Below are 13,993 nucleotides of genomic sequence, written 5' to 3' on the forward strand. Positions count from 1 at the left end.
AGCCTGTTCCATTCTCTGAATTCCCACATCCTTAAACCAGCTCTTTGCATATAATTCTACCAATAGGGTGGCTTCATCCAGTTGATTAAAATCCAAAACATCACTTCCATCCTTGGCCTCAAATTTTCCCGTTACTTGAAAATCCGGCTCCCAAAACTCAAATCTTACCGGCACATTTTGTAGGCCTCCCGCTGAAAAAGTTCCAGCGATAGAAGCTGCCGGAGCATCTTCTGCACTTGCGATTTCTAAATCAAACATCACCTGCCTGTAGGTAGCTCTTGGCATGACCAAGTTGATTTCTTGCCCCTCAGGGGTATTTCTATAAACAATAGGTCTCAAATTTGGAAAGTCAAATGAAAAGTTACGGTTCATTTCGGAACCTATCGGTAGGCGTCCTAAAATTCTTACATCCAGTTTTCGCACATTCATGGTGCCTTCCTCAATGAAAAGCTCATCCAAAACACGAGCACCTGCATTTTCTTCTTCATCCTCTGCCAAGGCAAATTCAACATCTACATTTACTGCACCTGGTAAAGGTACTTCAGCCTCATAGGTACAGGATTGACTCATAAGCCCGGCCAAGCACAGCACTGAAAGACTTAAAACATTTAATTTTTTCATAACATATTCGGTTTAGTTGATAGGACTATTATAGATTAGGCTAGCCTGAGTACCATTGCTGCAAAAAAGTGGCCCAAAAACTTTTTCGCACCTCCTTTTTGGGTAAAATGCAGAACTTTGTTTGTTAAACAGGGAATTTAGGTAAAACTTACTCCCATCAACCTGCGGTTTATTTCCAACCCATACCGCTTGGAACCCTTTTGAATTGAAAAAAAATAAAGACATACGGGGTTTATGTCTTAAATTTGAATTTACATTCCCTACAGATGAAAATTACGAAAGACCTTTATCAGGGCTCCTTGGCACTTTTAACTGATTTTTATCAATTGACCATGGCTTATGCCTATTGGAAATCCGGAAAATCAGAAGAGGAAGCAGTATTCAACCTTTTTTTTAGAAAAAATCCCTTTCAAGGAGGCTATACAGTTGCTGCTGGGCTGGATTATATCATAGATTTTTGCAGGAATTTTAGGTTTGAGGAAGATGATCTGGAATACCTCAGAGCCATGAAAAATGAGGACAATAGCCCTGTTTTTGAGTCTGCATTTTTAGATTATCTGAAAAGCATGGAATTCAGTTGTGATCTGGAGGCAGTAGAAGAGGGGACTGTAATCTTTCCGCATATGCCAATCGTGAAGGTTAAAGGGCCATTGCTTCAGTGCCAATTGTTGGAAACGCCCTTACTCAATATCATCAACTTTCAAACGCTTATAGCCACCAAAGCAGCCAGGATTGTCCATGCAGCCCAGGAAGATTCGGTCTTGGAGTTTGGATTGAGGCGTGCGCAAGGAATTGATGGTGCTTTGGCTGCAAGTAGGGCGGCTTTTATTGGAGGATGTTCAGCTACCAGTAATGTGATGGCGGGAAAGTTATTTGGAATTCCCGTTTCGGGAACCCATGCCCATAGCTGGATCATGTCTTTTGATTCAGAATTGGAGGCTTTTAAAGCTTATGCAGCTGCTTTCCCGGATAAATGTATTTTTTTGGTAGACACTTATGATACTGTTAATGGAGTCAGAAATGCAATTGAAGTGGGAAAAGTATTAAGGGAAAAAGGAAAAGAGATGCTTGGAATCCGTATCGATTCCGGTGATCTCGCCTACTACAGTAATTTAGCTAGGGAAATGTTGGATGAGGCGGGTTTTCCAAATGCTAAAATCGTAGCCTCCAATGACTTGGATGAGCAAATCATCACTTCTTTAAAAATGCAGGAAGCCTCCATCAATGTTTGGGGAGTAGGAACAAAGTTGGTAACTGCCTATGACCAGCCGGCATTGGGAGCTGTTTACAAATTAGCAGCTGTTAAAAAAGCAGATGGATCCTGGGAGCCTAAGGTCAAAGTTTCCCAGCAATCGATTAAGATCAATATTCCAGGGATCCAAAATGCAGTTCGTTTTTCCAAGAATGGGAAAGCCGTTGCAGATATGATTTTTTTGGAGGGGGAAAATCTATCGAAATCCCAGCATATGATAATTGACCCTGTAGATCCCACAAAAAGGAAAAAAATCAATACAACGGGTTTAGATCAAGAGCTGCTTCTGAGAAGCATATTTGAAAAAGGAAAAAAGGTTTATGAAAGGCCAGATATCCATCAAATCAAATTAAATGCAGAAAGAAATTTGGCTCAATTTGATAAAGCACACAAACGACTGATTAATCCCCATATTTACCCAGTTGGACTTGAGGAAAGCCTGTATGAGCTCAGGACCCAACTGGTATTCAAAATGAAAAATTACGATGGAGCATAAAAAGATTGTTTTCTGCATCCCCAGTTATAAATATTTGCAGGAACAAGTACTCCAGATTGGAGACTTTGAAAGGGGAGAAGTGGAACTGAAAATTTTTCCCGATGGAGAGCGATATCACCGTATCTTGAATGCTGTCAATGGAAGAGAAGTGGTGCTTATTGGAGGTACCGCATCTGATACAGATACCTTGGAGATATATGACCTGGCTTATGCACTGATTAAATATGGGGCCAAATCCATAAGTATCTTCTTTCCTTATTTTGGCTATTCCACCATGGAAAGGGCCACAAAAACAGGGGAGGTGGTTACCGCAAAATCAAGAGCCGTGATGTTTTCTTCTCTGCCTAGAACGAGTTTGGGCAATCAATTCTTTTTCTTTGACCTGCATACAGAAGGTATTCCCCATTATTTTGAGGGACAGGTATTGATTAATCATGTGTATTGCAAGCCTATAATCGTGCAGGCAGCCCAAGAATTGGCGGAAGATGGCTTTGTGATGGCATGCACAGATGCAGGCCGTGCTAAATGGGTAGAATCCCTGGCCAATGAAATGGGGGTTAATGCTGCATTTGTCTTCAAGAGAAGAATTTCGGGAGAAAAAACAGAAGTGACCAGTATATCAGCTGATGTAGAAGGAAAGGATGTGGTGATTTATGATGATATGGTTAGGACAGGTGGATCCCTTATTAATGCTGCAAGAGCTTACAAGGCCGCCGGTGCTAAAAAAATATTCACCATTACTACACACGGTTTATTTACAGATGGCGCATTAAAAAAAATACAGGATTCTGGTGTGATTGAAAAGGTAGTGTCAACCAATACCCACCCCAATAGTTGTCAATTAAAAAGTGATCTCTTAAGGGTTGACAGTATTGCACCTTTGATCGCAAAACACCTGATTGAATTTGAATAACCTTAACGCAAGATGTATGAAAGCTTTATTGATAGTAGATGTACAGAATGATTTTCTGCCAGGTGGTGCTTTGGCTGTAAATGACGGTGACCAAGTTATCCCGGTGATCAATGCCCTTCAGGACCATTTTGATCTGATAGTGGCCACTCAAGACTGGCATCCTTCAGACCATGGGAGTTTTGCCGCCAATCATCCTGGCAGAAATGTGGGGGAATTTATTGATTTGAACGGAGTTCAACAAATACTTTGGTCTGTACATTGTGTACAGGAAAGTGTCGGGGCGGATTTCCATACAGATCTTGAAAGAGATAAATGGGCTGCTGTTTTTCAAAAAGGGACCCAAAAGACAGTGGATTCCTACAGTGGATTTTTTGATAATAACCGCCAAGGGGATACTGGATTGAGCAGCTTTTTGAAAAAAGAGGGAGCAACCGATTTATTTGTCTGTGGATTGGCAACGGATTATTGTGTTAAATTTACTGTCTTGGATGGCATGTCTGAGGGATTCAATACTTACCTGATCGCTGATGGTACCAAAGCGGTTAATCTAGAGGTGGGGGATTATGCCAGGTCCATCAAGACCATGGAGCAGCATGGAGCACGTATAATTACCTCAAAAGATCTTATTATGTGATTTTTAATACAGCTGTTAGCATACCCAAGTCATTACTTTTGCAGACTTAATGGTGAGAAAAATGGCATATTTAAATAAAAAATTGGGTATTGGTTTATTGATGCTTATTTTTAGCATGCAGGCATTAAAAGCCCAGAATAATAGGTTAAGGGATGATAACCAAATTGGATGGCATGCATTTTTCCTGAATTATAAAATTAACCAAACCTTCTCTGTTCACGGGGAATTTCAATGGCGGAGGACAGGTTTTATTACTGATCCCCAACAAGATTTATATAGGACAGGACTTAATATAAAGTTGCATCAGAATGCTGTAGCAAGGGTAGGCTATCTGTATGCAGATACATACAGTTACGGTCAGATTCCATTGAATAGCTTAGGAATGGAATTTCCTGAGCACAGGATGTATCAAATGTTAACACTCACTAATCCAGTTGGATTGGTACAAGTTTCCCATAGGTTTATGCTTGAACAAAGATGGGTTGGATCATTTAGTGATAAAATGCTAGAAAGACCTGATAATTTTGTCTACCTAAATAGAGCAAGGTATATGGCAAGGATAGATGTGCCATTGAAAGGGAAAACTATCGGAAATGGTATCCCATATTTGGCTGCTTATGATGAGCTAATGATAGGTTTTGGAAAGAATGTAAACCAAAACGTATTTGATCAAAATAGGATTGGAATTTTATCAGGATATCGCTTTTCTGATCATATTAGGATAGAAGGTGGTTACTTCAACCAAATTGTGCAACTGGGGAGGTTGGTTGAAGGGAAAAATGTATTTCAGGGAAACAGGGGCTATATTATCAATTCTTACTTTAATTTTTAGAACCTGAAACAAGGGATAATTGTACTCCTTCTGTTTCTTTGATTGGGATCACCGAACAGGAAAGAATAGCGGATTGAAATTTCATGTGCACCACCCGATTGTCTTAAAGCCATTTTGGAAAGGGTGAAGTCATAGCTATAACCAATATCCAGCCCACTTTCCAAGGTGAAGCCAATCAAACCCACAATGGATTCATTATTGGGTAGGGCATACTTAACCGGAAAGCCCCTGTACCAAACCCCAAGTACCAAGGGTTGAATAAAAAATTGGGCTCCAACATCCAATTGGTTAAATGGATCTTGGTGCTTGTAATTAAATGCCAGGAAAGCGGATCTTTCCTGACGGGAATTGCTGAAATAATTATTGATCGACCCTTCTCCCAGTTCAATTTTTATACCTCCATGGGCAGATAGTCTCATTGGCAACTTACTGATATTTTCATCAATAAATGAAAGATTTGGTTGGGTGAGGTGATGGGCAGACACGCCCAACCAAAAAGTTTGGGTATGGAAAAGCATCCCGAAATTATAATCCATATATCGGTGTCTATAATCATCATCTATGGTCTCTCCACTATCTGTACCAATAGTACCACGGTTAATGTCCAGCTGTGAGCCAAAGACTAAATCTCCAAAATAAGCATCTCTAGATACAAAACTTGCTTGACCGCCTACCCTTAAAAAGGAATCATTTCCCAATTTTAAACGGTAAGAATAAAGCAACCCGATTTCATTTGAATTCAGTCTTGCTTTACTTTCCATGGTTCCGTTAAATATAACACCGATTCCACTATTGATGTCAAACATATAGTGGTCAATATAAGCAGAATAGGTATTGAAGGAATGGTCTAATCCAGGCCATTGGTTCCTGAAATTTGCCCCAACCCGTGTAAGATCTGAAGCTCCTGTAAAAGCAGGGTTAAGGTAAAGGGGCGCTGCATAAAATTGAGAGTATTGAAAGTCTTGGGCAAGAGCACCGATGCCTAGAAAAATAAATGAAATAATTAAAGAAAGTTTTTTCATAATCATACTATTAAGTTTTAAAAATCACCCCATCAATGAACCAAAGTGAATACCCCGGTCTGGCTTCCTCTATGTCCATCCATGGCTTTGTAAACAATTTTATACACATAATTTCCATTGGGGCTTAAAACACCATTAAGTGTTCCGTCCCATCCTTCATCTTCTCTATGATAAGTAGAGTAAATCAATTCTCCCCACTTATTAAAGATGTGCATTTCGAATTCATCAATTCCTCTCATTTTTGGTATGAAAGTATCGTTCAACCCGTCTCCATTTGGCGTGAAGGCATTGGGCACCATAATTCTATAGGAAGCTACGATTTCAATCTCAATGCTAGCTTTGGAAACACAACCCAATTCATCAAATGTCATTAGGGTTATTGTAAAAATTCCAGGTCTGGTGTAAGTATGTCTAGGATTCTGCTCATTGCTCTTGTTACCATCACCAAAATCCCACTCCCACGCGATCACGTTTCCTAATGTCCGGTCTTCAAACTGTACCGGGTCATTGACTAATATTTCTCCTTCAGTGCCAATGGATAAAATAGTATATGTAAAATCAGCATCAGTAAATGCCAAAGGCATGATGATCATTTCCAGGGCTTCTGCAAAACAGCCGTTTTCATCATATACCATTACTGAAAGTTCTCCATCTTCATAGAAGTTGGTTTCTGTTCTGTCGATATCCCCATTGTTCCAAATGATGTTATACGCTCCAGTTCCTCCAGTTATTTCTACCCATGCGACCCCAACAAGTTCCTTGTTTTCACAGTCTACATCAAACGTAGTATACAAATTGGCAACTAATCTCTCTGGTTCATGGATAATAAAAGTCCTTTCTATCTGACAACCGTTGTCATCCCGCACTGAAAGTTTGTAAGTACCCGCTCCAAGGTCGCTCCTATAAAGACTTTGGTTTTCCGGTTCATCCTCCCAAGTGAAGGCATATGGTTGGATACCTCCTTCAATATTTGCATTGATAAATCCGGTTCTGTCCCCAAAGCAGAGCAAGTCTTCGGATTGGTCACTAATGATTTCTAATGGTTCAGGTTCTGAAATTCGATAGGTAGCTCCTGTAGAACAGCCATTTCGGTCCGTTACCAGTACTGAATATTCTCCGGGAGCCAAGTTCCTTAAGTTTCTGCTATTAGGACCATGAGACCACCTGAAGGTGTAAGGAGCGCTTCCACCATTGATATTTAGCGTAATGCTGCCATTGTTATTGCCGGCACATTGGCTGTCTTCTACAATTTCATTTAAGGTTAGGATTTCAGGTTCACGGATATTGAAGGAGGAAGTAATGAAACAACCAAATGCATCTTCCACTGTTACGGAATAGGTTCCAGCGGTCAGATTTCCTGCAAATAACTGGTCTTCCAGTCCATGGCTCCAGCGGACACTTACCGGTTCCCTGGCCCCTACAAGTGAGATTTGGATGGAACCATCATTGCCACCAAAACATGATACCGGATTGATGGATTCCAGGTTGATTCTCCAGTTTGGAGCAGGAAGAATTTCTACTGTTTCGCTGGCGCGACATCCATTGGCGTCGGTAACAATCAGGGTATAGATTCCAGGGCCAAGATTGGAAATGGTCGGTGTGGTGGCACCATTTGACCATAAATAGGTATATGGGCCTGTTCCGCCTTGTATAGTTGCCGTGATATCTGCCCTTTCTCCAGGAGCACAGAGCACTTGGTTTCCTGAAATTTCAATTTCAAATGGTAAAACTCTGGGAGGGATCTCATAAGTTTCCACCAATTGGCAGCCCAATGCATCTGTGATAGTTACGGTATAACTACCAGGTTCTATTCCTACTAAGTTTTGGGTTGTTACTCCATTGGACCATGCAAAGGTGTACGGTGCTGTGCCACCTGTCACATTGATATCCAAACTGATTTCATCATCAAATGAACAGTAAAAGGTAGCAAAATCCGCTTCTGCCTGTAGTGGCGCATCAGGCTCGCTTACGGTATATGTTCTTGAAATCACACAGGAGTTTTCATCCACGATGAACACGGTATAAACGCCTGCCCGGAGACCTGAAATTGAACTTCCGATCATGCCATTGCTCCACTGTACACTGTAAGTACCAGTACCCCCGGTGATATTTAAATTGATGGCTCCTGTGTTTTCTCCATAACAGGCCACATCTATGACTTCAGGGATGACCTGTATTGGCCTTGGATTATTGATGTCCACTATGCCTTCTACCGGTCCACAACCCTGGTCTTGAATGATGTATTTATAAACCCCTCCTGACAAGTTTCTCAATTGGGTAACATTGGTGAGGCTTGGGTCAGGGGTGAAGTTATTTCCATCCGGGGAATATTCCCAAGTAATGTCATAGGGTAGAGTGCCTCCTGTGACTTGAAGATTAATGCTGCCTAATCTGCCAGCACAGTTCACATTGGTTTGGGTTACATTGACTTGTATAGGGTTAGGCTGGCTTAAAGTTCTGGAAGGTATCAAGACCGGGCAACCGTTGGCATCTTGTGCGGTAAAGGAATAATTGATATCAGCTTCAAGATTGTTGAAAATGATTTCTTCTCCTTCATTACCCGTGTAGGTATTGCCTTGAAAATTGATGGTGTAAGGTGCGGTTCCACCTACTAAGGTAAAGGAAATGCGTCCATCCCCAGCTTCATAACAGCTGAGATTTTGTGAACTGAACTGCTGTAATGTCAAAGGAGCTGCAGGTTGATTGACCCTGATCAAAATAGGATCAGATTGACATCCCGTAGCGTTGTTGACCGCATAGGCTGCATAAGTTCCAGCGACAGCAGTAAACTGATTGCCAAAAATCTGATTGCCATTTACAAAATAGGAGAAGTTATCCGCTGATCCCAAAGAGGCAGAAAACTCAATAATGGTATTTCCTCCGAAGCAAAGGATTTCACCCATAGTATAGTTGAGCTCAAATGTTGGTGGTTCGGCGATCAATATATCTTCTGTCACCGTCCCACAACTATTGGCATCTTCGACGGTATATCTGTACAGACCTGCACCAATATTATCAAGTAATAGTCCATTGAATGGGATTAACTCCCAAGTAGATGTTCCATAATTAAACCTTTCCCAAGTAATCACATAAGGTTGCTCGCCACCTGAGATGGTTAGGCTGATAAAGGTTAGATTGGGTTCACAGGAAATTTCAGGACTAATATAGCTTACATCGATAAGGTCCGGTTGGGTGATTTCAAAATTTCTTGAAACCACACAAATACCATCTCTGTCAATGATGTTCAAGGTATAATCACCTGCAACCAGGTTCTCAAATGCATAAGAAGTATTAGCATCTAGATTGCTCAGTTCCAAATTTAATCCGGCAGTATTGGTCAAAATTGCACGGTATAAGGGTCTACCACCTTCAATTTCAAAAGAAATTCTTCCAGTTGGTGTACCGAAACATTCACCATCTTCTTTGTTGAAATTAATGATTTCCAGTGGCCTGCTTGGACCTAAAATTTGAACCAAAACAGGGTCAGAAAGGCATCCCAAATTATCCAAAATTCTTACCTGATAATTTCCGGGTGCCAAATTGCTGAAAGAGGTCAAGTTCCCCTGAGACACATTGTTGATCAATACAGTAAAGGTCCTGCCCGAGGCAACGATTGGATCAATGATATTGAGAATACCATCATTGATACCAAAACAGCTGATATCTTGTGAATTGAATGAGAAACTAGGTTTTACTACATCGTTAACTGTAAAATTGCCAGAAGTTATGCCACAACCTGGATCTTCCACAGACCAGGTATAATTACCCGCAGGAAGGTTGTTGAAATTGAAGACCCCTGTGTTTTCTCCTTCATAAACTATATTGGTGCCATTAGGCGAAGACACTTGGATGGTTTTGCCAGGTTTACCACCATTTACGGTAAGTTGGAAAGATCCAAAGTCATCTGCACATATAGGCTGTACTTGGCTGGTAGAAATAACAACTTGAGGGGGCTGAGTGATTACATAGTCTTCTGAAACAAGGGTACATCCACCCTCATAGGTTAATTCCAAATAATAGGTGCCCGCAATCAGGTTATCCAATTCTGATGTGTTGATCGGAACTGCTCCAGAAGGCAAAGTTCTCCTGTACCATTGAACCGAATTGATATTGGTTGTATTACCAAATAATTCAAAACTGATGATACCATCATTGCCGTTGAAACAGGAAACATCTTGCTCAATTTCGATATTGTAAAACAATGGATCAGGATCACTGATGGTGATGGTACTGTAATCTTCACAACCTGTGCTATCTGTGACCCTTACATCGTAATCGCCTTCTGTCAATCCGGATAAAATGGTACTATTGACATCTCTCCAAATTCCTCCTAAAAATATCTGGAATGTATATCCAGGAACTCCACCTGTTGCAGTTAAATTCACAAAACCGGAGCCACCTGGACAGGTAGCGTCTTGGGAACTGGCAAGAATCCTTAGTGGGTTAGGAGGTCCAAGCAAGCGAATTATTCTTGATACTGTGCAATTAGCACCATTACTGTATTCTACCCGATAAAATCCTGGCGTTAGGCCGGTCACGGTGGTGGTATTTTCAGCAATAAGGTCTCCTGTTTGCACATTGTACCATTGGCTGCTTGCCAAACCCGGTATACCACCTGTGAAGCTGACTTCAATGGAACCATCATCAAAAACGCAAGTTGGATCTACTTTATTGACAAGGTTAATTTCAAGTAATTCTGGTTCGTCAACAATAATATTTTCAATTCTTGCTTCACAACCATTCGCGTCCCTAACCGTGACAGCATAGGAACCTGCACTAAGATTGGTGGGATTTTGATTGACAAAACCATGGTCCCAGTTAAAGAAATAAATTCCTGTTCCACCGGTTACTTCAATGAATATCCTACCGTCATTTCTGCCGACACAGGAAATGTCATCCACACTTAACACATTGATTTGGATTGGATCTGGGCTGGCCACTGCTATAAGTTCTTCATTGGAACACCCGTTGGCGTCAGTTACCCTTACTATATAGTCCCCGGAACCAATATTAGACAAAGTACTGCTACTTCCTGCTACCGGTATTGTAACACCCATTCCTTCATCTCTGAACCACTGGAAAGTGTACCCTGGATTTCCTCCGGCTACCTGAATTTCAATTCTCCCGTTTTCAGAATCATGACATGTTGGCTCAATGACATTTAAAACATTGATTTCTACTCCAGAGGGTGGCTGGCTGACCAGTATATTGTTCAGCTCTCTAAAGCAACCGTTGGCATCGGTTACTCTAACGCGGTAGAGGCCTCCAGGTATATCGGATATATTCTGGGTATTTGCCGTAAAACCATTTGGACCAGTCCAAAGGAAAGTATAACCACCCGTACCACCACTGACATTGATGTTAATCGCTCCTGTTTCCTCACCAAAACAAGACACGTTTGTTGGAGGTCCAGCCAACTGTAATTCAATGGCAGGGGTAGGGGGAATAGTAACATTTTGAAGAATGAAACAATTGGGGTTGGTTAGGTCAAAAATTCTGGCAGTATATTCTCCCGGTCCTCTATTGCTTAATGTAGCACTATTTGATAATACGGTAGAAAAATTACCGGCTACAAACCATTGTACCCCTAAAGAACCACTGCCTCCACTGAATGTGATCCCTATCGAACCATTGTTTTGGCCGGCACAAACTTCAGGCGTAACATTGATGCTGTTGACTGTGATTTCTGGAAGAGAAGTGATGTTAAAGTTTAGGTTTGGAACCTGACAATTGTTGGCATCTCTTACCTCAATAAAGTTGTTATTGGAGGCCCCTAAACCAGGTATGGTTACATTACTTTCAGAAGTGGTCACAGGAGTTCCTCCATTTAATGTGTAAGTATATGGAGCTGTACCACCTGAAATTGAAAAACTTACTGAACCCGAATTCTCACCAAAACATCCCACATTAGTGACAACAGGCCCACTAACAGACAATGGCCCAGGCTCATTAATCACAAATTGACGGTTGACTGTACAATTATTGGCATCCCTCACCACAATCCTATAAGTACCACCAGATAAATTAAAAAGGTCCAAGCCTGTTTGTCCAGGCATGTCTACAAAAGATCCACCACTCCTTACCTGCCATTGATATGTGAGCAGTCCGGTTCCGCCACTTATTTGAAGTCCTGTAATGGATCCATTTCCATCACCATGACACAATACATGCTGAAGGTTTAAATTCGACTCATCAATTATGATTTGTGGAGGATCAGTAATGACCGCTTCGTGTGTGATTTGACAGGCGCCTCCATCATAAGCAATATTAACAAAATAGGTTCCTGCAGGTAGGTTTTCAAAAAGCACATCATTTCCAACCAAGGTTACACCATTCGCAGTTACAGCAAAAGTACTTGAAGTATCTGCTATTTGAATACGAAGGCTTCCATCTGATCCGCCAAAACAAGTGGGACTTTCAGGTATCGATGTCACCGCGGGAGCCGGTGGTACACCTATATTTACCGAAAGAACCAATTCACAACCCCCAGAATCCCTGATGGTAACTGTATTGAGTCCTGAAGGCAGGTTATAGGCTGTAGGTGTGGTCTCTCCGTTACTCCATAGATAAGTATAACCACCCCAGCCTCCACTCACATTGGTGACCTCTGCAATACCATCATTGGATCCGGCGCATGTCAACTCGGTTAATCCATTAATGTTGCCGGTCAAAGCTGAGGGTGGACCTGTTACCGTTACATTGGCGACTGCTGTACAACCCTCTGCATCTGTTACTGTAACGGAATAATTTCCAGGTGTCAATCCATTGGCTGTAGCTGAAGTTGCACCATTGCTCCATAAATAGGCGAAACCCTCCCAACCCCCAGTAGCTACAACTGTAACAGTACCATCATTATCTCCGAAACAAGAGATAGGAGTAGAAGAAGTGCTTAAATTAATGGCAGATGGAGGCGCGCCGATGCTTACTTGAAATTCTTCTTCACATTGAGGATAGCTGCCCTCTCCATGTCTTACCCTGATCGTGTAGGTGCCTGGTCCAAATCCAGTAAATGTTTGTTGACCAGAATTGGCTCCAATAGCTACAGATGCATTATTTACCGCGAAAGTACCATTTGGACGAATGATATCCACGTTGATATTCGCCGGAGGAAAGGCGAATCCCATGAAAACCCGATCAGCCCTTAAGGTGATGGTACCATCTGTTTCTCCAAAACATGTGACCTGGGTCGTAGTGGCAGTGTATTCCAAAAGGATCTCATTTCCAATTGTAAAATCCAATTCAAATGGGCAAGTTTCATTCCTGTATAAATCGATGATCTCCAGTACATAGTTGCCTGCAGCCAATTGGTTGTATTCAATCACCCCCCCTGGGGCAACTATCCAACCTGTGGCATAAGAACCATCAGCCCTCCTAATTCTAAACCTTACTTCGCCTGTAAATCCTGTTGCATTAAATGAAATACCCCCATTTTCAGCACAGGTTTCCGGGAAAGTTCCTACACCTGTTCCAGGGGTAAGTTCAATTGGATCTATTTCAGGGATTTCAATTTCTGTAAGTTCGATACACAAGTTGGCATCTTCTACTTCTACCAAATACTGTCCTGCTGGTATGCCATTTAGATTTAATGGACCTCCCGGAAAATTATTGATCGTATTGACAATATTTCCATCCAAATCATAAAACCTTATCGTATAGGGTGCGAGACCACCACTAATATCTCCAGTAACCAATGCTGTTGTTTCAGCTTCACATACCACAATATCCTCTACGAATACTTCCAAGTTGAAATTGGTGACACCAAAAAATGAAAAGTTTCTGACCAAGGTATTGCCTACATTGTCAGTAACTGTAACTTGATAATTTCCTGCCTGAGCTTGTGTAAGGACACTGCTTTGCGATCCTGAAAGGTTACTATTGGTCTGAACTACCTCCCCTTCAAAAGACCAAACATAAGTATAAGGTGCAGAACCTCCTGATACCCTGAATTCAACTGACCTTCTGCATTCCGAAAAAAATGAATCCTGAACAATCAACTGCGCTTGCGCTTCATTAGCCAAACTAAGCCAACAAAGCAAACTCAAAATGAGAGGAAAAAATTGATGATAAATATTTCTCATATGATGTTTTAAAAAGATTCAGTATAAATTACTTGTGACTGCAACGCTATTTTGTATAAAAACATAGCCATGAATTGTAAGGTGTGCTGTTGTTTCTATCAGAAATAATGTATCATATGTCCAGTAATTGGTATTTCATTTTTTA

At 41.3% G+C, this 13,993-nt stretch carries 7 protein-coding genes; 4 read left to right on the plus strand and 3 right to left on the minus strand.

Going from position 1 to position 13,993, the window contains the following annotated elements; genetic code table 11:
* Positions 1-621: hypothetical protein (locus B879_RS17840; protein ID WP_157231695.1), on the minus strand; the 621-nt coding region annotated here is incomplete at its 3' end.
* 266 nt (positions 622-887) lie between these two features.
* On the opposite strand from B879_RS17840, the gene B879_RS17850 reads away from it, so the two are divergent.
* The 4 genes from B879_RS17850 to B879_RS17865 all read left to right on the plus strand — a co-directional run bounded on the left by B879_RS17850 (position 888) and on the right by B879_RS17865 (position 4,748).
* Positions 888-2,369, plus strand: a complete 1,482-nt coding sequence (locus tag B879_RS17850; protein ID WP_009186616.1) for a nicotinate phosphoribosyltransferase — start codon at positions 888-890, stop codon at positions 2,367-2,369.
* A complete protein-coding gene (gene prs / locus B879_RS17855) occupies positions 2,359-3,282 on the plus strand; it encodes a ribose-phosphate diphosphokinase (protein WP_009186617.1) in 924 nt (307 codons plus the stop codon). The genes B879_RS17850 and prs overlap by 11 nt, the downstream gene beginning before the upstream one ends.
* Positions 3,283-3,298: 16 nt before the next feature.
* Positions 3,299-3,916 (plus strand): bifunctional nicotinamidase/pyrazinamidase, encoded by a 618-nt coding sequence (gene pncA, locus B879_RS17860; RefSeq protein WP_009186618.1) that lies wholly within the window; start codon positions 3,299-3,301, stop codon positions 3,914-3,916.
* Positions 3,917-3,977: 61 nt separating this feature from the next.
* Complete coding sequence (locus tag B879_RS17865) at positions 3,978-4,748, plus strand: DUF2490 domain-containing protein (RefSeq protein WP_009186619.1); 771 nt, start codon at positions 3,978-3,980, stop codon at positions 4,746-4,748.
* Here B879_RS17865 and B879_RS17870 read toward each other — a convergent pair.
* Together B879_RS17870 and B879_RS17875 are read right to left on the minus strand one after the other, a co-directional pair.
* Positions 4,745-5,776, minus strand: a complete 1,032-nt coding sequence (locus B879_RS17870; RefSeq protein WP_009186620.1) for a PorP/SprF family type IX secretion system membrane protein — start codon at positions 5,774-5,776, stop codon at positions 4,745-4,747. The genes B879_RS17865 and B879_RS17870 overlap by 4 nt on opposite strands.
* 26 nt (positions 5,777-5,802) lie before the next feature.
* Entirely contained in the window at positions 5,803-13,848 is an 8,046-nt protein-coding gene (locus B879_RS17875; RefSeq protein WP_009186621.1) for a T9SS C-terminal target domain-containing protein, read from the minus strand.
* Between the last annotated feature and the right edge of the window lie 145 nt (positions 13,849-13,993).

This window comes from Cecembia lonarensis LW9 (genome assembly GCF_000298295.1).
In the GTDB taxonomy this organism is placed as follows: domain Bacteria; phylum Bacteroidota; class Bacteroidia; order Cytophagales; family Cyclobacteriaceae; genus Cecembia; species Cecembia lonarensis.